Genomic DNA, 20250 nt, shown 5'->3' with positions numbered 1-20250 from the left:
AAGCCCGACCACTTGGGGAAGGCCGCCAAAGTTCGACGGGCCAACTTTCGGTACGGCTGAAGCACGAAAGATTGACCATGCGCCAGCGTACTTGAGGCGAGGCGGGACCCACACACACTGGACCGGCGGGGACAGGCATTGCGGGGACACCCTGAACCTGGTGCCGCCCTGTTTCAGGAACGATCATATTCCGTGAGGACCGGACCCAGCCTCCGCAGGTGCGGGAAGTTTTTGCTGGCAGGCGGTGCAGGCCCAGCCGCAGGATGGCTTCGTTTTCGTCGGGGTCCGCGATGTACTCCTGCAGTTCGTTCAGGGTGTGGCCGTAGAGGAATCCGTAGTACGCGCGGTAGACGTGAGGGCATTGGTGGGGGTGAAGCCGGCCCCTATCAGCAGCGCCAGGATCTGCTCCGGTGGCCGCAGCGTCCCCAAGGGACGCATTCCTAAAGGTGTCGAAAGAGGCCGGGTGACCAGTAGTGGCACCACGTTGGGGTGCCACAGGGCCAGGAGCCGGAGTTCATGGGCGATCTTGCGCAGTTGGGCCTGCCAGTCCGGGTCGTCCGGAAAGATGGCCAGTTCGTCGAAGACCATTTCGGCAACGCCGTCCAGCAGGGCTGCCCGTTTGGCCGCGTAGCGGTACAGGCTCATGGGGTCCCGGTGCAGTTCCTGGCCCGGTTTGAGGCGACAGGCACCATTTTCCACATTTCCTGCCGCGCCCAGTTCAAGCACACCGAAAGCTGACAACGGCCCGACCCTGAAGATGGACGCCGTGGGCGCTCGGGCAAGACCGGAACCCAAACACACTCAGTAGCCCGGTCACTAAGGACGTAGCAAGAAGCTGGCCGAGTCCACCAGGGCGATTCAGCGGTAGCGCGCAGAAAATGGGGCTGGTATTTTGCCGTCCAGCAGGCCCAATCTATGTCTATACCTTCACAAGGGTTCGACGGAGGCATCAATGGCAGGCGAACATACCGTGCTCGTGACCGGAGGCGCGCGAGGAATTGGCAGGGCCATTGCGGAGACGCAGGCAAGGAAAGGCTGGACTGTTGTTGCTACCTACAACACCGCCCTCGATGAAGCGCAGGAGTTGGCGCGCACACACGGGGTCCACATACGCCGGATTGATCTTGCCGACAGGGCGAGAACAATTGAATTCGCGCATCAGATCCGGGAAGAATTCACCTTCAATGCCTTGGTCAATAACGCCGGGATCCTTGAGAAACAGCCCTTGGAGGACATGACTCTCGATTCCTGGGACAGGACGTTACAAGTCAACGTCACTGCCCCGCTCTTCCTTGCCCAAGCAATCGGCTCCAGCATGTCCTCCGGCGGCAGCATCGTAAACATTGCCAGCACAGACGCGCACGTCGGCTCCTTCCGAAGCATCGCCTACTCAGCCAGCAAAGCGGCACTGCTGTCGGTGACCCGAAGCCTGGCCAACGTGCTCGGAGCCCGCGGTGTAAGGGTCAACGCTGTTACCCCGGGCTGGGTGGATTCCGGAATTCTGTCCGAGTCTTACGAAGCGGCGGCCCTCACTCCCCTGGGACGCAACGGACGTCCTGAAGACATCTCAAAGATCGTCGCCTTCCTCCTAAGCTCCGAAGCTGCCTTCATAAACGGGGCATCAATTGTGGTCGACGGCGGATACACCGGCGTCGACTACTACATGAAGCAAGAGGACAAGTCCTTTGCCAACGCATCCAGGGAGCAGGAGCACTAAGAGCCATAAGACCCCTCGCCCTGACCAGTTCACTCACTGGGCTTAGACACGACGACAGTGAGAACAGCTTGACGGAATATCCATTATCGGCGCTTGAATCGGGCAGGGGGAGTGCCCCAACAGGTCATTTGGCTTCGGTTGTCGAAGTTCGGGGATTTGTCGTGGCTACTCCCATGTGGGCGTGATGTCGGCCGCCAGGTCATAACTGATGAGGACCCAAGACCTGCTGCGCGAAGAGTTGCCTGAAGCGCTACAACTTTCGGGGCAACAATACGAATCCTTGATCTATTTTGTTAGATAATGTGATCTTCTGGTACTGGTGCCGATCGAGGCAGGAACTTCTTGAAAATTTTGGTAACGGGCGGCGCCGGGTACATCGGTTCCCACGCTGTTCTTTCGGCAGGAAGCCGGCCATGACGTGGTCGTCATCGACAACCTCGTGACCTCCAGCGAGGAATCGCTGCGCCGCGTGGCCGAGCTGAGCGGCAAAGCCGCGGAGTTCCATGAGGTGGACCTGGTGGACGAGGCCGCCGTTGAGCAGGTGTTTGCCGGCGCAGGTATCGACGCCGTCATTCACTTCGCCGGCCTCAAGGCCGTGGGGGAATCAGTGCAGGAGCCCCTGAAGTACTACTACAACAACCTGGTAGGCACCTTGAATCTGATCCGCGTCATGGACAGGCATGACGTCCGGTCCGTCGTCTTCAGCTCCTCCGCTACGGTCTACGGGGAGCACAACCCCATTCCCTACGTGGAGAAGATGGAGATCGGCGCCAACAACCCCTACGGGCGCACCAAGGAACAGATTGAGGACGTCCTCTCCGACCTCGGCTCGGCTGACTCCCGCTGGCACATAGCACTGCTCCGCTACTTTAACCCGGTGGGTGCACACCCCTCAGGCCGGATTGGCGAGGACCCGCAGGGCATCCCGAACAACCTGGTGCCGTTCATGGCGCAGGTGGCCGTGGGCCGGCGCGAGAAGCTGATGGTCTTCGGCGGTGACTACGACACCCCGGACGGCACCTGCCTGCGCGACTACATCCACGTGGTGGATCTCGCGGAAGGGCACGTCGCTGCCCTGAACTACATCGCGGACCGCACCGGCGTGTTCCGCTGGAACCTCGGCTCCGGCGAAGGGTACGGTCCTCGAGGTCCTGCATTCTTTCGAGAAGGCCGTTGGCAAGCCCATCCCCTATTAAATCACCGGCCGCCGCGCGGGCGACTTGCCCGCCTTTTGGGCCGACGCCACGTCCGCACTGGGCGATCTGAGCTGGTCCGCCACCAAAACCGTTGACCAAATGTGCAAGGACCACTGGCGCTGGCAGAAAAATAACCCGGCTGGCTACTGATCGAGAACCGCGTGCAAAATCGGTCGCCGAGGTAGCCGTGTGCCGGCGGCTAGAGCTCAGTACTGGTAGGACAAGAAGTAGGGCACCCACGCTTACGGCCCCGCTGTCATGATTCTCTCTACATGCGGGGCATGCTCGATCGCGTTGGTGCGGTACTCACCGCGCGGTGCATCGAACCGCGGCTTATCCACTTTCCGGCATCCCCGGCTGTGTACACCAGGCGCTCCGCCGGGCACCAGGCCCCGCATTCGTGCGATAACCGCGCGCTAGTAGAATAAATGTCCACTACGGTCTCCAGAAGTAGTGGCGGCCCGGACACTTCTACCATGCGGATCCCTGCCGGCCCCTGATGAGAAGGACTCTGAGTGCCGCCGTTAGTGTCATCTAAGAAGGAAGGACCGGCGGTCCGGCCTCGCTTCCCGTGGGACGTGTGGCAACTTGCCCTGGATATCGTAATCCTTCTTGTCGTGCCACCGAGGTGCTGCAGCGGGCTCCGCTGAAATCGGGGGAAGTAGCCCTACTTGGCGTAGCTGTGGCTATTGCCGGCGCCCGGCGGCGATTCCCCCTGTCCGCGCTGAGCCTGTCTGCGGTCCTGGTTTTCGTCTACCCGTTGTTTACGGGCCAGCACCTCCTGGCCTGGTGCATGCTTCAGATTTGTCTTTTGTCGTTCGCCATCATCAAGCCGCGGAACCAGGCGAGTGTTGTGACGGTTCTTGTCGCAGTGGTCCTTTTGCTCAATTCCGGCGTGTGGTTGCAGATTCCAGTGGTGGATCCGATGTCCTTGGCCCTTGTTGCGTGGACGGCTGCCGCAGGAGGTGTCGGATCGGCCGTTCATTCCCAGCGTGGCTACGTTCAGGCCCTGGAGGGCCAGGCACGGCGTGCCGCCGCGACCCGGCGTGCCATCGTGGAGCGCGAGCTGGTCGAGGAACGTCTTCGCATCGCGCGCGAACTGCACGATGTCATGGCTCATCACATCGCAGCCATCAACGTTCATGCCGGCTCCGCTGAAGCCAACCTGCCCGGGAACCAACCCAGTTCACTGCAGTCTCTGCAGCGCATTCGCAGCGCCAGCGGTGAAGCCCTGCGGGAACTGCAGGCGATCCTAAAGGTCCTGCGGACCACCGACACTGTGTCCGGGACCGTTCCCCCGTCCCGGACAGCCGGCAGCTGGACTCGCTCTATAACTCATTTCGTTCGCTGAAACCTGGAACTTCAGCACGCCGGTGGCGCATTTCCGGAGCTTCCGCCAGCGATGCCGGCAGCGATTGATCTTGCACTGTATCGCGTCCTGCAAGAGGGACTCACCAATGCCCAAGCATGATGACGGCAAGGCCGTCCTCGATGTGAAGGCCGGCCCGGACAGGATCACGGTGCGGCTGGTCAACAAACCCGCGGCAGCCGGGAAACGCGAAAGAAACGCAGACGAACGAGGGTTTGGTCTGATTGGGTATGGAGGAACGTGTGACCGCAGCAGGCGGACAACTGAGTATTTCAAGGTCGCCTGACCAATTCGTCCTTGGCCCGGCAGTTGGAGGCTAGCCTGCACGTCGTAGGCCACTGACTAGACAGGCAAAAACCTAAGCATGGGCCGCTAGCTGCGGCGTTCGTAGATTTCTCCGCACGGCACAGATTGGTCGACCGCCACCTGGTACGCCGTTTCGCTGTGCCTGGTGACGGAAATACCCGTTCTTCTCCTGAGCGCCTCAGGTATCAGTCCTTGAACGGCCCTATTCAAGGCTGCGTCTCTGGTTCTGGCGTCGCTGACGCTGATGTCCAAATGCAAGGGGCGGGAGTAAGGCAACGTGCCCTCCAAAAGTGATGAAATCAGATCGAATGGGATTATGTCACCGTGGTTTTCGGTCGGTCCCGGAGACGTCCGAATCCGCAAAGCGGGCCTGGTCTTCACCGGAGGGGACACCCGGCTGTCGGTCAATATTTGTAGACGGAAACCCGGGTGATACCTGCGTCCGGTATCCGGGTCGGGATGACACGTCCCGGAAGCAACGGCGCCCCGGCGAACGGGAAGGAAATCAGCGTTCCGCCGCCTGTCTCGTCGCCATTAAGGTGCCGCAGCGGCCGCAGTTTTCCGTTGTCGAGACGGTATTGGGTGGCAGATGCGAAGGAGACTTGTTCGGGCTCACTTGCGGCCAGGGTGATCCAAAAACCTCGCCCAATTATAAAGAGCCCATCCCCGTCTTCAATGGCGATACCGTACGCGGGGTAAACAGGGGTGACAGTGCCCAACTCATCTTTGGAATGGATCATGATTGTGGCGTTGCTGAGTTGCAGCTGGGCTCCGGGCTGAGCCGCGGAGAGCACGAATGCTTCGACGGCGGCCTTGGGGTTCTCACGGATGAGGAGTGCGGCAGCTTTGAGCAGGTGATATGCGTCCACAAGCTGAAGGTTGTCCGGATCGGAGGGGTCGAGGCTGTCTACCCCAAACAGGGAGACTCCGAGCGCCCGGTGTGTTCCTAGGGCGGAGAACATCTGGGCGATGCCTATGGTGTCCGCGCGCAACTCCGGGATAAAAAGACGACCTCGGCGGCTCCGGTACGCCTCAAAGACTTCCTCGCTTTCATCAACGTACATGTCAACAGCAAGGAAGTGCAGTTGGGGTGCAAGGCTTTCCCAGATGGCTGCCACCGGCATGACAGGACCACCGCTGGGATAGTCCCCCGGCCGCTTTCCGCCCGCCACGGCTATGGGGCCGTCGAGGACACTGTCGGCATCTAACCATGCGTTCACGAAAAGCGGTATATCGTGCTCGGCGGCGCCGGCTGCTGCAACCTTTCCAACGTACGCCGCGAATGCGGCGGCCATGAAGGCTTCGTCACGGCGGTCACCCTCGGGGAACACCTCTGACCACGTTCCGCTCCGGCAGGATCCGTGATCCAGCCATTCTTGATGCAGCGGCATTGACGGGTCGCTGGCGACAGCCTCCACCACCTTTGCGGGAACGGCTGAAGCAAAGGCTGCTTCTGCAAGCTGTCCTCGGTCGCGTGTGTCTCCCAGGAGTCCGATTTCGTTCTCTACCTGCACTGCCAGGACAACGTTATTGGTGTCCACTGCCGCGATATGACGCATCAGCTGGGCGAAAGCGCGTGCGTCGGCTTGGCAGGATTCGAGCCCGAAAGCCGAAAGATGCTCGACCCTACGTCCGTTGCTTATGACGGCCCGGGGGAATCGATCAAGGTTCGTCTTGACCCAACGAGGTACGTAGGTTGACACGGCATTTTTCCAAGAACCGAACCACAGCGGAATCAGCCGCATTCCGAGGGCCGACGCGGTATTGATCATGGCGTCGATCAGCACGAAGTCGAAAACGCCTTCCTCAGGTTCGAAGAGGTCCCAGGCTACCGGTGCAAGAACGGTATTGGCGCCCAGCCGCTGAACCGTTGTAAATGATTCATTGATAGCATCGACCGTGCTGGAGCTCGAGTTATGGACTTCGGCCCCCACGATGGGAAACGGGGCACCATCGACCGACATATATGGTCCGCTCCAGCCAGTCGTTGCAGTGCTGTCAATCATTTCTGTCTCCTAGTCTAGATGGGCGTAAAACCCGATGCGGCGCCGGGATGATGATGTCTACCCGCGTCGCGCTGAGCAGGTGCGATTAAAGACCCCGATATGCTGCCCCTTCACTTCACTTGAAGGAAGTGAAGTTTCGCGTAGGCGCCATGGGCTGCGAGAAGGTCCTCGTGAGTCCCCGTTTCGACTATGCGGCCGCCGTCGAGAACAACTATTCGGTCCGCGGAGCGAATGGTTGAGAGTCGGTGGGCAACAATCAACGTGGTCCGTCCGTGTCGCAAGTTAGCAAGCGCGTTCTGGACGAGTCGCTCCGACTCGCCGTCGAGAGCGCTAGTTGCTTCGTCGAGCAGGAGAATCCGCGGATCCCTGATGAGGGCACGCGCGATGGAAATTCGCTGTCGCTGTCCGCCCGATAGCCGGGCTCCACGTTGTCCCAGCAAGGTGTCGAGTCCGTCCGGAAGCGCTTGAACGAAGTCCAGGGCGTTCGCGTCCTGAAGCGCTTGCCGGATTGATGTGTCATCGACGTGTTCAAGCCCGTAGGCGATGTTGTCTCTGATTGATCCGGAGAACAGCACGGACTCCTGGGGAACCACGGAGATATGGCGACGCACGGTGCGCAGGTCGAGTGTTTCCATGTCGGTGCCATCCAGCAGGAGACGCCCGCCGGTTGGTCGGAGAAAGCCGAGGGTCAGGTTCAGCACCGTAGATTTGCCGGATCCAGACTTCCCAACGAAAGCGATTGTCTCTCCGGGCTTGATGTCTAAGTCGAGGCCTTTGATCGCGAGGTCTTCTCCTTCCGGGTAACGGAAGTCGACCTGTTCGAATGTTAGGCGCCCCTCTACATGACGTACCTGGTGCTTGCCGCTGCTTCGCTCGATGTCGGGGTCCTGGAGCACCTCGGCGATTGACCGGAGTGACTCGCGCCCTTTTGTGAGTAGGGGGGCGAGGTTGAGGAGGTTAACGACTGAATTGATGAGCATCATGAAGTAGGTACTGAGCAGTACTACTTGTCCTGGGGTGATCGGTAGGATGCCGCTGACGGAGAGCAGTGCCGCACCGATCAGGCAGGCTATGGACAGCATTTGAAACCAACCCCAGGCAAGCGCGCTGAATCGGCCGTTTAGGACGTCAAGGCTGAACCCCGAATCACGCACTGCCTTTGCTGTGGTGAGAACCCGTCGGGTGGCGACCCTTTCGAGGCCATGTGCCCGGGTTATTGGCAGCAGTGTTGCCATCTCCCCTACTTGCGAGGAGAACCTTTCGATGTCCCGGCGGAATAGTTCATTCCTCTGGTCTGAGCGGCTGCGCACTCCGCGAACGAGCACGGCGGATAGCGGCACGACAAACGCGAACAACAGCAGGAAGGCTGGCACCTGGAGGGCGAGGACTGTTATTGCCCCCAAGATTACGCCGAGACCTGAGAGTAGTGGGTTGGCGCCCTGTTGAAGCATCAGTTCGACGTTCTCGACGTCGCGCACGACCTTGGTTTGCATGACGGAAGAGCTGGACCTTGTATGGAATCCGATGGACAGAGCCTGGAGCCGGTGCGCCAGCTGGTTCCGCAGGGAGACGCCGAGGTCGCGGACGGTAGCGCTGACCAACCGAACGAACGTCTGGCTGGCGGGGTAGTTCAAAGCGACCAATGCCACTGCGATGAGGCCCAGTAGTACGAGATCCTTGGCGGGGCCCCCTGCGATCACCGTGTCGATTACGGCCGATGTGATCACGGGCAGCACCCATACCGGGCTGTCTTTCACGAGGTAGGCGACGGCTGCAAGCGACAGCTTGAGCCGCGCTGGTTTGAGTTCCCGTGCCAGTCCCGTCAAGGGAGCGTCGACCGTTATGGAAGACTGTGCAGCGTCTTGGGTGCTCGGTCTGCTGGATGAGGCGTGTGACCGCCTGTTGAACGTCACCGGGCTACTTTTCGGGAATGTGGGTTGCCGCCGTGGTAGGTCACGCCGCCTTAGTCCAAACTCGCGCCGGTTATGAGTGATTCCCTAGACTGCAGAGCCGGCACCTGGTTTTGATTGTGCTGACTGTCGGCTGACGTCTCGCGCAGGGTTGGGATGGTTTTTGATGCGCAGAGTTTAGCGAACCAGTGGAAGCTGAGTTTCGGGGTCCGCTCGAGGGTGTCATAGTCGACATGGATAATCCCGAACCGGGGTCCGTATCCGGCGGCCCATTCGAAGTTGTCCAAGAGCGACCAAACCAGGTATCCCACAACGTTGGCTCCGCGCTGGCGGGCGCGGTCCGTCGCCGTGAGGTGTTCGATGAGGAAGCGTGTGCGGGCAAGGTCAATGACAGCTTGGCTGCCATGTAGCGAGACAACGTCATCAGGAAACGCCGCTCCATTTTCCATCACCATGATCGGCAACTTGGGATATTCAGCGGAAAGGGCGACGAGGTGGTCTTCCAGGCCTTGGGGTTCGATCCCCCAGTCCATGCCGGTCCGCTCAAGATCGCCGCGTCGGACGAATTCGATTCTTTCCGAACCCGGGAATGCGGTGCCGCCGTCCTTTTCGGTTGCGGGGTCATACATGGGGTTCAAGCGCACATGCATGACTTCGTAGTAGTTCACGCCCAGGAGGTCGATAGGTTGGTGGCTGATTTCCAAATCTCCGGGCTGGACGAAGCTCCAGTCCGTAAATTTTCGGGTGTCGGCGAGAAGGTCGGCGGGGTATTCGCCGTTGAGCATTGGCCCGGTGAATACACGGTTGGCCACGGCGTCGAACAGGCGAGCAGCTTCTGCGTCTTCGGGGGTTTCAGCGTTGACACGGAAGATGTTGAGTGCCACCGAGATATGGGCGTCGATTCGGGTTATGGTCCGCCGGAGGGCTTTGACGGCAAGCCCATGGGAAAGGTTGAGGTGATGCGCCGCGATGAGCGCATCCTCGTGGCTTGTTCCACCAGGCGCGAAAGCTCCGCTGCCGTATCCGGAGAAGGAGTTATTCCAGGGCTCGTTATGGGTCGACCAGATGAAGACGCGGTCACCGAGCGCCTCGCCCATGACCTCTGCGTACTTTTCGAAGGCGAAAGCAGTATCGCGTCCACGCCATCCGCCGTACTTGTCCTCCAGTGCCTGAGGCAGGTCCCAGTGGTTGAGGGTCACGATTGGCTGGATACCGCGCGCCAGCAGATTGTCTACCAAGCGTGAATAGAAGCCCAGGCCTTCGGCGTTCACCTCGCCCTCACCGGTCGGCATCACGCGGGACCACGAGATCGAAAAGCGGTAGGCATCAAGGTTGAGGGCGTCCATCAGCCCGAGATCCTCCTCGACACGGTGATAGTGATCGGCGGCGACGTCTCCGGTGGCGCCCCCCTCGGTCTTTCCCGGCGTGTGGCTGAAGGTATCCCAGATAGAGGGGCCACGCCCCCCTTCGTTTACGCCACCTTCAATTTGGTAGGCGGCGGTCGCGGCACCGAGGATGAATGAAGGTGGTAGATCGATGTGTCCAGCATCGAGGAGACCGTTGTACATGGCCAGTCCTTTCGCGTCGGTTTGACGGCGTTGTGTCCGCTGCAGCGGCTGGTTTATGACAAATCTGCGGTGGGTATCAGTGACGTTGCATCAGTCAGGTATGCCCTGCTGTCCGTCACGTCCGCTGTCCCGCCTGTGACGTCCAGGAGCGTGCTCAGTGGACGTTGGTCCGAAGATGAACCGACTGAGATCGACATCGGGCCCGGCTCCACGATCCACCTGCCCTCGAGCGACAGGTAGGCCAGGAGCGCAAGCTGTAGCGTGAAAACCACAGTTGCCTCCTGGCCGGGCTCAAGCGTGATTCGCTGGAAGCCGGCAAGTTGCAGCGCAGGTCGTGAGACACCGAGAGCGTCGTCTTCGACGTAGAGTTGAACCACTTCAGTGCCGGTGCGTCCGCCGGTGTTGGTCACCGTCACCGTTACCTCGACCTCGCCGTCCGTGGCGACGGATGGCGTGCTGAGCTCCAGCGCCGAGTAGGTGAACTGGGTGTAGGTAAGACCGTGTCCAAACGGATACAGCGGCGATGCGGACTCATCAACGTATCCGCCGTGGTCGTCGCCTTCGCGGCGCCGGTAGCCGCTGCCGAACCGCTGGCCTGCATGGATGGGTACCTGACCGTTGGATCGTGGAATGGTGTACGGGAGGCGCCCTTGCGGCTCGCTGGCGCCGGTGAGAACATCCGCGACAGCGCGGGTCCCGTATTCGGAACCGAAGTAGCCGAGTACGAGCGCGTTCAGCTTAGGTTCGATATCACCTAGTGCGACAGGCCGGCCCGAGAAGAGTACGCCCACAAGCGGGATGTCCAGGGTGGCGACCGCATCAACGAGTGCGCGTTGTGATGCCGGAAGCCGCACATCGGAGGCGTCTGCGCCTTCACCTTCGGTACGTTCGGAGAAGAACCACCGGGCCAGCCCGCCGAGAGCGAGGACAATGACGTCCGCGCCGCGCGCCGCTTCCAGCGCGGCGGGGATTTTCTCGGTGCCGCCGTCAACGTCACAGCCTTCAGAAACCACTATCGTCGCGTTCGGCAACGCGGCTTTCAGGGCGTCGCTAAGTGGCACTGCGCCGTACTGGGTTTGTGCGTACTCATCCTCGCCCATTGCCAGGAGATCGCCGATCTCGCTTTCCACGTATGCCACGTCCGGCTGGAAGGTCGTCTCATCCACTCCGACCATGGAGCTCGCCATGCCACTGCGCAGAGCGCGAGTCAGGGCAATGAAAGCGGGGAACGTATAAGGAGCGAATGCTGCACCTGGCGCATTAGCGTGAGGACCGATGATCGCGATGCGGGGCGCGTCCCCGAGGGGCAGGGCGCCGTCGTTCTTCAACAAAGTGATTGACTCGTGCGCGAGCCGCGACGAAAGTTCGCTGCCTTCCTTGGCAAGTGACGTCACTGTGATCGGATCAGCAGCCACATAGGGGTTCTCGAACAGCCCGAGCTCGAACTTGTGAGTAAGGACCCGTAATACCGCCTCATCGATGAGCGCCTCACTGATCTCGCCATCATGAACGGCAGAGACAAGGGCCTCGCCGTAGCCGAACGGAGCCGGTAACTCAACGTCGATGCCCGCGCGCAGCCCAAGCACTGCGGCTTCGCGTGCGTTGCTCGCGGCCCGGTGATGGATGACCAGGTTCTCAATCGACCCCCAGTCGGAGACCACGGTTCCTTCAAAGCCTAATTCGTCCCGCAGCAGGTGCCGGAAGATCCGAGGATCAGCCGCTGCGGGTACCCCATCCCAATCGGACAGGGAATTCATGACTGAATCCAGGCCGGCGAGACTAATGGCGGCAGCGAACGGACGGGCATAGACCTCCCGGAGCTCACGCTCGCCCAGGTTCACAGACGCCATGTTCAACCCTGCCTCACTCATGGCGTACCCAAGGAAATGCTTGCCGGTGGCGATCACACCGTCCCGCAACGACGCTCCCCGCAGGTTCCGGACGAACGAAACCCCAAAAGCGCTCACGAGGTAGGGATCCTCACCGTATGTCTCATGTACCCGCCCCCACCTTGCATCTCTTGCAACGTCAAGCACCGGAGACAGCGCATGGTGGAGACCGACAGCACGCATCTGCCGGCGGGTCAGCGCAGCCATCTCACTGACTGCTTCTGGATCCCAGGTCGCTGCCAGGCCGATGGCTGTGGGGAAGGAGGTGAACGTGGGTGCGTTCACACCGTTCAAGGCCTCCACGTGCATGATGGCAGGAATACCCAAGCGGGTGTTCTCCACCAGATACCGTTGAACCGCATTGTTGAGTCGAGCGACCTCGGCAGCAGTCCTGGGGAATCCCCCCATATGAGGTTCCACATATCCGATGCCATCGCCAAGCTTGCCGGCGGCGATCGCGGGACGAATGCCGTCTGCGTCAAACAGCATCGTCGGCACCAGCGAGGTCAGCTGTGCGACCTTCTCCGAGATGGTCATCTGTGTAAGCAGATCAACGGCTCGAGAGCGCGCTTCCTCCACGTTTTGCTCCTAAAGTTCTTTGTTGCGTGGTGCACCCAGCGTTGCCTCCACACTGATCGTGATCAGCGCATCGTCCGCTCGGCGACTGTTCATGGTGGTGCCGGGCCGGCAGACAGCATCCGAGATGAGTCGCCTACCGGCCGCTGACAAAGCTGCTAGGGAATTTCAGCCCTTGACACCCGAGGAGACGGTGGAACGGATGAAGTACCGCTGGGCGAAGAAGAAGATGGACAGCACAGGCAGGATGTACAGCACGGCAGCAGCGGCCTGCACGGTGGGAATGGTGTTTCCGTTAGGGTCCTGGTACCAGGCGGTGATGGCCACCGAGAGGGTCGTGTGGTCAATGTCCAGCAACAGCGCGGGGGCGATGTAATCACCCCATGTCCACGTGAACGACAACAGGAATGATGTGATCAGGACCGGGCGGGAGAGGGGAAGGAAGATCTGGACGAAAATTCTGAACCAGCCGGCACCATCCATGATGGCCGCGTCCTCCAGTTCACGCGGGAGCGAAGAAAAGAACTGCCGGAACAGGAACACCATGTACGGTGATGCTGCCAGACCCCACAGGATCCAGGGCCAGTAGGTGTTTACCAGCCCGATCTGCGAGAAGAGAACGTACGTGGGCAGCAGCGTCAGAATCTGCGGGATCATCATGGTCGAGAGCAGAACCAGGAACAATGCTTTTTTCCCTGGGGCCCTGAGCCGGGCGAAACCGAAGCCCACCGTGGCGCTCGATATGGTGATCAGAACCGAATACGTCGTGGCGAGGAACAGAGAGTTGACCGTGTAGCCGAAGAAGTCCATCTGGGTGACGGCGTCGACGAAGTTGTTCCATTGCGCCTTATCAGGCAGAACCTGGATCGGAAACGAAGCCCATTCAGCGGGCGTCTTCAACGCCGCAAGTACCAGCCACAGGAACGGGCCGATGAAGAACACCGACAGGAGCAGAATCAAAATGTAGAGTACCGCCGGTGGCCGCTTATCCTTCCGGGCTTTTTCAGCCTTCGGAGTTCGCGTTCGAGGTACCGCAGGTGTCGACCCCACGGCCGTTTCACGCTCAGTCGTAGTCATCGGGTTGCTCCTTCTTTCTCGGCTTCCGTGTCGACTTCGTAGTAGACCCAGGACTGGCTCGACCGCAGGAAGAGCAACGTCAGACCGAGGATGATGAGGAAGAACACCCATAGCATTGCCGATCCGTAGCCGAAACGGTTGCTGAGGAAGAACTCCTGGTACACCTGCACCATGTACAAGGTGTTGCTGTCCGGTACACCGCTGACCTTCGAGATCCCCGCCGAGCTTGTCAGGAGCAGGGGCTGAATGAAGACCTGCAATGCGGCGATAACGCCAGTGATCACCTGAAAGAAAAGGATCGGTGAAATCATCGGTACTGTCACGTGCCGGAAGACGGACCAGCGGCCGGCACCGTCGATGGTGGCCGCTTCCTCCAGCTCAGCCGGAACTCCCTGAAGAGCGGCGAGCATGATGATCATGCCTGCGCCCAGACCCCAGAGCATAAGGATAATCAGGGCGAAAAAGGCGGTCGGGTCCAGAAGCCACGCGATCGGCTGGATTCCTGCGGCACCCAAAAGAGCGTTAAGGATGCCGGAGTCCCTGTTGAAAACAAGTTTCCACATGATCGCCATGGCTACCACCGGTACGACTGAGGGCAGGAAGAACAATGTCCTCCACAGTCCCAACGCCCTCAGCCGCCGGTTGATAATCATCGCCAGACCAAGAGATCCGCCGATGGTGATTGGTACAACGATAGCGGTGAACAGCAACGTCCTAAGGAGCGCCATCCATGCCTCGCCGTCGCTGAACAGCTCGACGTAGTTACTAAGACCAACCCATTTGAAGCGGGGAGAACTGCCGTCGAAGTTGGTGAGGCTCACAAGCAACCCGAACACCATGGGCAACGCCGTCAGCAGCACGAAACCTATTACCCAGGGCCCGACGAAGGCGTAAAAGGCCTTCTTCGGGTAGCGGGACCACTTGCGTGCCATATTCCTTAGCCGATCTGCTCTTTGCCCTGTGCGAGGGCCTTATTCAGTTCATCAGTGAGCGCTTCGCATGCCTGATCAACGCTCAGTTCACCCTTGATGGCTTTTTCGAGGTACGTCTGGATCGTGCTCTGCATCAGGTCCCCGGAGATGTAGGGCGAATCGGGCAGGGGCTTGGCGTACTGCAGTTCGTTCTGCGCGACAGTGTATGCCTGCTTCTGATGCGGAAGATCCTGGGGCAATTTCTCGCTCAGCGACTTTAGCCCCGGAAGGCCCCAGCCACTCGCAGCGCGCTTCTCAGCGGGCGCGCCTGCCATGTAGTACTCCATGAGCTTGAACGCGGCGTCCTTGTTCTTCGCCTTCTCCGGGATCCACCAGCCCTGACCGGAGTAGGTGGGCGCGACCCGGGTATCTCCCATTACCGGTGAAGGAGCCATCCGAACTGTCTTCAAGGCATCAGGTGCTGCGAAGTTGCCGCCGTACCAATAGCCGTCCTGGCTGATCGCCATGCGTTCCGCCGCGAAGGTCGAGTAATCAGAGCCGTCCGGAAGCGGGTTCAGGGATGTTGGTCCTACCCCGGACTTCCCGAAGTCGACGTACCACTGAAAGGCGCGCTTGGCCGCCGCGGAGGTGAAGTCGATTTTGGTCAGGTCCTCGTTGTAGAGGTTTTCACCCTGCTGCATGACCATTGCCGATATTGGGCCGTAAAGGGACCAGTCCCATTCCACGCCAAGCCCAAAGGTGGTGGTTGTGGTGCCTTCCTTTACGGTGAGCTTTTTGGCGGTCTCCAGGAGCTCGTGGTAGCTGGTTGCCTCTGTGTCGCTGAGGTATGGGACCCCCGCCTTGTCAAAGAGGGCGGTGTTGTACCAGAGAGTCGAGTCCTGGCTCCAGTCTTTGACGATGCCGTAGAGAGGACCTTCGCCGCTCTTGGTACCGTCCCAGCGGAAGCTGTCGTTGACCGGCTGAAGGTCGTCTTCCTTCAGCGTCTCACTTTTCTCCAGATACGGTGTGAGGTCCGTAGCCAATCCTCGTGCGTTAAAGTTGGCGCTGCCGACGGCACCGCCCACCGCGATGTCCGGTGGGTTACCCGAAGCAAGCATGGTGTTCAGTCGGGTCGCGTCGAACAGAACCTGGTTAATCTTGATGCCGGGGTTGTTCTGCTCAAACTCAGCCACTTGCTCGGGAGTAAGATCCTGAGCTCCGACCATTACGGTCAAAGTGGTCTCCCCTGCCTGGCTCCCGCCACCACCGGCGTTGCACCCCGCCAGTAGCGCCGTTGCGGCGATGAATGTGCCTGCGACAAAAGTACGCCGCTTGAATGTTGCTGTCTGTATAGGCATGTCTACCTCCTTGTGACATGGGGTGCCCGGCTGCGGGTCACCTTGGGTGTTCGTGATCATCATTACACGAAAACGGAACAGTTGCTACAATTTTGTTTAGGCAATTGAATTGGGTCAGGCGTTGTTCAGGCGCCGCGGCAGCTGAGTAAGGTCTCTAGCATGAGTGAACAGAAGAACGCCGGCGTTCGTGGTCCGTATGCAAAGTCGGCTCAGCGGGCCAGTGACATCCTCGATGCTGCCGCTACTGTGTTCGCCACGCACGGCTACCATGGCGGCTCGCTGCGTGACATCGCCCGTGCACTGGACCTGAGCCTTACCAGCGTCGTTCACCATTTCGGGACCAAGTACGAGCTTCTTGAGGCGGTGCTCGAACGGGCCGACAGGACCACTCCTGGCAATGAAGAGTTCGACTTTGATGCAGCTTGCGCTGAGCGGGGGGTCGCGTCCGCCACCCTGGAACGGGTCCAGTCAAGCCTCGAGCGACCTGAACTGTTGCGCCTGTTTGCCATTCTGGCTGCCGAATCCTCCGCCCCCACACATCCTGCCCATGACTGGTTTGTCGCCCGGTACCGGCGCAAGGCGAAAGAACTCGCGGCCGCCTTCGCCCACGACCAGGCCGTGGGCCGAATCAGCCCGCACCGGGACCCGCACACTCTCAGCCGGCTGCTCATCGGCACCTGGGACGGAATACAGCTGCAATGGCTAATCGACCCAACCGCCGACATGACCAAATCCATGACAGCGTTCTTCGAATGGGCCCTTCCAGAAGCGATCCAGGATCTCCCGGGCGTTTCTGGCGCATCCGCAGTCAGGTGAACTCGCCAACTTTCAGGCCTCCGAGTTCAATGCCGTCTAGCCGGCGCCCGGTCCGGCTGGCCCCCAGGTACACCGTTGACCAGAAAAATGTAGCAGTTGTTCTGATTTCGTCGTAGGGTGGGCGCTGTCGCTTCTCCAGTCGCGACGACTGCACATATTTCAATGAGGAGATCCCCCACATGAACGGCTCCAAAAGGAATCACGCCAGAGTTGGGAAACCTGTGGAAGGCCCCGTGCGGCCTACCAAGGGCAGCAGAATGGCACGGGCGTGAAGGCACCATCCATTCTGACAATCGGCACTTCAAGTTTTGGTCGGGGCACCCGCCGCGATTCCGCCAGTGAAGCGCAGGCCGTGCGTTTAGCCGAGACCGCCCTCAGCGCAGGTCATGCGTACGTGGACACCTCGAACAACTATTCCGGGGGACGGTCAGAAGAAGTCCTGGGGATAGCAATGGCCCGACTCGGAAATCGCTGCTCCACCGGGTTGATTACCAAGGTCGATGCTGACCCAGACACCGGCCGCTTCGATCGGGACAGGGTCCTGGCCTCGTTTGAGGAAAGTATGTCCAGACTCGGGGTTGACCGGATACCACTGCTGCACCTTCACGATCCTGACATGCTCACCATGGCAGAAGCCCTTGGACCTCGAGGCGCTGTCGAGGGACTGATCGAGCTGCGGGCGTCCGGCGTCGTTGATGCCATTGGCATCGCAGGTGGGCCCATACCCATGATGACCGCCTATCTCGAGACTGGAGAATTCGACGCCGTCCTCTGTCACAACCGGTACACGCTAATCGACCAGAGCGCCGAGACCCTATTCCAAGCAGCACGAGACCGCGACATGACCGTGTTCAATGCGGCGCCTTTCGGCGCCGGCATCCTGGCAACCGGGGCGCAACCCGGAGCACGGTACGCGTATCAGCCGGCAGGTGAGCACCTCACGTCGTGGGTTCGACGAGTTGAAGAGCTTTGCCGCGAACTCCAGGTGTCACTGCCCGCTGTATCCCTTGCCTTCTCACTAAGGTCCCCGCTAATTGATTCCACCGTGATCGGCGTTTCCTCGCCCGAACGAATCCTCGAGTTGGCCCGGCTGCGTGAAGAGGTCATCCCGGATCAATTTTGGGACGAACTCGCGGCGTTGGGTCCTGCTCCTTCGCCCATCCAGGACCCGGCCGTCCGATAGCCCCCTAGGGGCTGCATCGCCAATAAGCCTTGGTAACTCAGGTTGCCTACCCAGGAGAGAATCCATATGACCGATCTGGTTCTGTCAACCACACCTGACGGGGTTCCGTACCGTGATCTGAACAAGAACGGGATTATGGACCCCTTTGAGGACCCACGGAAAACACCCGAAGAGCGCACGGAGGACCTTCTCCGTCGGCTTTCGCTGGAGGAAAAAATTGGCCTCATGTTCCAGACCGTCATTGAATCTGGACCTGATGGCTCGTTGCTTGAGGAAGCTGGCCACATCAGCAAGTCACCGACGTCGGTAGTGGTTCTACGCAAGAATATGAACCATTTCAACGTGCACGGACTAGAGGACGCGCGTAAAGCCGCCCAGTGGAACAACGCCCTGCAGAGACTCGCTGCCCAAACGCCGCACGGAATTCCTGTGACAATCTCTACCGACCCCCGCCATGCGTTCGCCGAGAATGTCGGCGTCGGGTTTTCGGCAGGTCCGTTTTCGCAATGGCCAGAAGGGTTGGGGCTGGCCGCCATCGATGAGCCGGAAACTACCCGTCTCTTCGCGGAAATAGCCCGCACTGAATACACTGCGGTCGGAATCCGTTCGGCGCTTCATCCGCAAATCGACCTGGCAACCGAGCCTCGGTGGGGACGTCAGCTTCAAACTTTCGGATCCTGCGTGGATCGCGTTGTAGCCCATACCGCCGCGTATGTGGACGGCTTCCAAGGCGCCACGCTTGGCCCGGGAAGTGTTTCCTGCACGACCAAACACTTCCCTGGTGGGGGCCCCCAAAAGGACGGCGAGGATGCTCACTTCCCCTACGGTCGCGAACAGGTGTACCCCGCCGGCCGGTTCGAAGACCACCTTGCCCCGTTCAGGACTGCCATTGAGCACGACACCGCGGCCATCATGCCGTACTACGGCATGCCGGTCGGTCTTGAAATACATGGGCAGCCGGTCGAAGAGGTAGGTTTTGGCTACAACCGCCAGATACTCCAGGAGCTCCTGCGCGAGGAACTTGGCTTTAAAGGCGTCATCGTCACTGACTGGGAACTCGTTAACGACAACGTGATCGGCGACCAGGTCCTACCCGCCCGGGCGTGGGGGGTAGAACACCTCGACGCACGAGGTCGAATGTTGAAAATTCTTGAAGCAGGAGCGGACCAGTTCGGTGGCGAAGAATGCGTCGAAATCCTCCGCGGCCTAGTCGATGAAGGTCTCGTCGCGGAATCCCGAATCGACGCCTCGGCTCGACGCCTGCTACTGGTGAAGTTCCGGCTCGGACTTTTCGACAACCCTTTCGTCGACGAAGATCTAGCCGACCGCATCGTCGGCAGTCCGGAACACCGTGCCGCAGGTGAGCTTGCTCAATCACGCTCCGTTTGCGTCCTCGAGAACAAGCTCCGCGGCACTGAGCCGGTCCTTCCAGTTGCACCGAACCAACGCCTCTACATTGAAGGAATCGATCCCGCAGTAGCCAGCATGTTCGGTACCGTCGTGTCCACACCAGATGAAGCAGACCTTGCAGTCATCCGAGTCGACGCACCATTCGACGCGCGAGACGACCTTTTCCTCGAGTCATTCTTTCACCAGGGAGGGCTCGAGTTCCGCCCCGGCCTCATCTATCGACTGGGTGCAATCGCCTCCCGCCTACCGCTTATCGTCGATGTCGCTTTGGACCGCGCCGCAATCCTTACTCCTATCGCAACCATCGCAACAGCACTCACCGCTACCTTCGGGGTATCCGACCGTGCACTACTGCGGACGCTCAGCGGCGAAATCACACCAGTCGGACGCTTACCAATCGCCCTACCAATATCCATGGATGACGTCCGCACTGTCGCTGCGGACGCCGGCATAGCTGCCGAGGCATGCCTTTATCCGACCGGACACAAGGCGCCTCAGTAAGCGTTTCTCTTACAACCACCGTCCACCGTTGCACCATTCGCGTCGCCTTGAACGGCCGCAATCCGGTGCAGTGAGGTGCAGCGAAAGGAACACCCGCATGAAAATTTCAGAGGTGGCAGTACCCGGCATGCTGGAGGTGCATGTCAAGGAAGCATCAGAGGTTGACATCGCCCTCGAAGAAGCCATAGCAGTCGTATTGAAGGCCGCGCTCCAACACCGTACAGGGATCCTTGTGACGCGGATCGAGGCCGGCAGATACATCGTACGGGCTCACCCCGCCGTCCCCTTCGGGCTGATCCGCCAGCGCCATGAAGCATCAGGTAAGTAACCCCCAAGAAGCAGTTTTGGAACACCCCTGTGACGGTCCCAGGCAGGTTCTTTCTCGGGTTGCGTGCCGAACCGTGCTGGGGAAATCGGCGTAAACCGAATCCCGCCGGAGCCAGGTCCGGGCGTGATC

Annotated in this window: 15 protein-coding genes and 2 pseudogenes; 8 read left to right on the top strand and 9 right to left on the bottom strand. The window is 60.1% G+C overall.

From position 1 onward, the window contains the following. Positions 1–182: 182 nt before the first annotated feature. Positions 183–726 (bottom strand): annotated as a pseudogene (locus AC5RV1_RS04340) (TetR/AcrR family transcriptional regulator C-terminal domain-containing protein); the annotation flags it as partial. A 226-nt stretch (positions 727–952) separates the two neighbouring features. Between AC5RV1_RS04340 and AC5RV1_RS04335 the strand changes: the two are divergent. Further along, on the top strand, positions 953–1717 hold the full coding sequence (locus AC5RV1_RS04335; protein WP_493993675.1) for an SDR family NAD(P)-dependent oxidoreductase: 765 nt from the start codon (positions 953–955) through the stop codon (positions 1715–1717). 342 nt (positions 1718–2059) lie between these two features. After that, positions 2060–3063: pseudogene (galE, locus tag AC5RV1_RS04330) on the top strand (UDP-glucose 4-epimerase GalE). 517 nt (positions 3064–3580) lie between these two features. Here galE and AC5RV1_RS04325 read toward each other — a convergent pair. Further along, positions 3581–4057, bottom strand: coding sequence for a hypothetical protein (locus tag AC5RV1_RS04325; RefSeq protein ID WP_493993724.1), 477 nt, complete (start codon positions 4055–4057; stop codon positions 3581–3583). Here AC5RV1_RS04325 and AC5RV1_RS04320 point away from each other — a divergent pair. Together AC5RV1_RS04320 and AC5RV1_RS04315 are read left to right on the top strand one after the other, a co-directional pair. Then, complete coding sequence (locus tag AC5RV1_RS04320) at positions 4025–4264, top strand: histidine kinase (protein ID WP_493993723.1); 240 nt, start codon at positions 4025–4027, stop codon at positions 4262–4264. The two genes, AC5RV1_RS04325 and AC5RV1_RS04320, sit on opposite strands and share 33 nt — an antisense overlap. A gap of 106 nt (positions 4265–4370) precedes the next feature. After that, positions 4371–4568, top strand: coding sequence for a hypothetical protein (locus AC5RV1_RS04315; RefSeq protein WP_493993674.1), 198 nt, complete (start codon positions 4371–4373; stop codon positions 4566–4568). 424 nt (positions 4569–4992) lie between these two features. Here the strand turns inward: AC5RV1_RS04315 and AC5RV1_RS04310 are convergent, their stop codons facing one another. From AC5RV1_RS04310 to AC5RV1_RS04280, 7 genes are all read right to left on the bottom strand, one after another. Next, positions 4993–6594: a DUF5597 domain-containing protein gene (locus AC5RV1_RS04310; RefSeq protein ID WP_493993673.1), complete on the bottom strand. Its 1602-nt coding sequence runs from the start codon at positions 6592–6594 to the stop codon at positions 4993–4995. Positions 6595–6704: 110 nt separating this feature from the next. After that, positions 6705–8507, bottom strand: coding sequence for an ABC transporter ATP-binding protein (locus tag AC5RV1_RS04305; protein ID WP_493993672.1), 1803 nt, complete (start codon positions 8505–8507; stop codon positions 6705–6707). Positions 8508–8557: 50 nt separating this feature from the next. Beyond that, on the bottom strand, positions 8558–10072 hold the full coding sequence (locus AC5RV1_RS04300; protein WP_493993671.1) for a GH1 family beta-glucosidase: 1515 nt from the start codon (positions 10070–10072) through the stop codon (positions 8558–8560). 53 nt (positions 10073–10125) lie between these two features. Next, positions 10126–12498 carry a glycoside hydrolase family 3 N-terminal domain-containing protein gene (locus tag AC5RV1_RS04295; RefSeq protein WP_493993670.1) on the bottom strand — a complete coding sequence of 791 codons (2373 nt, stop codon included), beginning with the start codon at positions 12496–12498 and terminating at the stop codon, positions 10126–10128. A gap of 207 nt (positions 12499–12705) precedes the next feature. Continuing rightward, the gene (locus AC5RV1_RS04290) at positions 12706–13614 is read right to left on the bottom strand and encodes a carbohydrate ABC transporter permease (protein ID WP_493993669.1); all 909 of its coding nucleotides are present in this window, start codon (positions 13612–13614) and stop codon (positions 12706–12708) included. After that, on the bottom strand, positions 13611–14546 hold the full coding sequence (locus AC5RV1_RS04285) for a carbohydrate ABC transporter permease (protein WP_493974061.1): 936 nt from the start codon (positions 14544–14546) through the stop codon (positions 13611–13613). The genes AC5RV1_RS04290 and AC5RV1_RS04285 overlap by 4 nt, the downstream gene beginning before the upstream one ends. Before the next feature lie 5 nt (positions 14547–14551). Beyond that, positions 14552–15883, bottom strand: a complete 1332-nt coding sequence (locus tag AC5RV1_RS04280; RefSeq protein ID WP_493993668.1) for an ABC transporter substrate-binding protein — start codon at positions 15881–15883, stop codon at positions 14552–14554. Between the two features lie 159 nt (positions 15884–16042). Between AC5RV1_RS04280 and AC5RV1_RS04275 the strand changes: the two genes are divergently transcribed. From AC5RV1_RS04275 to AC5RV1_RS04260, 4 genes are all read left to right on the top strand, one after another. Continuing rightward, on the top strand, positions 16043–16699 hold the full coding sequence (locus AC5RV1_RS04275; protein ID WP_493993667.1) for a TetR/AcrR family transcriptional regulator: 657 nt from the start codon (positions 16043–16045) through the stop codon (positions 16697–16699). A 268-nt stretch (positions 16700–16967) separates the two neighbouring features. Next, positions 16968–17882, top strand: a complete 915-nt coding sequence (locus tag AC5RV1_RS04270) for an aldo/keto reductase (RefSeq protein ID WP_493993666.1) — start codon at positions 16968–16970, stop codon at positions 17880–17882. 66 nt (positions 17883–17948) lie between these two features. Further along, positions 17949–19793: a glycoside hydrolase family 3 protein gene (locus AC5RV1_RS04265; protein ID WP_493993665.1), complete on the top strand. Its 1845-nt coding sequence runs from the start codon at positions 17949–17951 to the stop codon at positions 19791–19793. A 97-nt stretch (positions 19794–19890) separates the two neighbouring features. Next, the gene (locus AC5RV1_RS04260; protein ID WP_493974066.1) at positions 19891–20121 is read left to right on the top strand and encodes a hypothetical protein; all 231 of its coding nucleotides are present in this window, start codon (positions 19891–19893) and stop codon (positions 20119–20121) included. Positions 20122–20250: the final 129 nt, after the last annotated feature.

Source organism: Arthrobacter sp. Hb9-2 (assembly GCF_059091165.1).
Note: the sequence above shows the minus strand (reverse complement) of the source record. Positions and strands in the feature narration are given on the sequence as shown.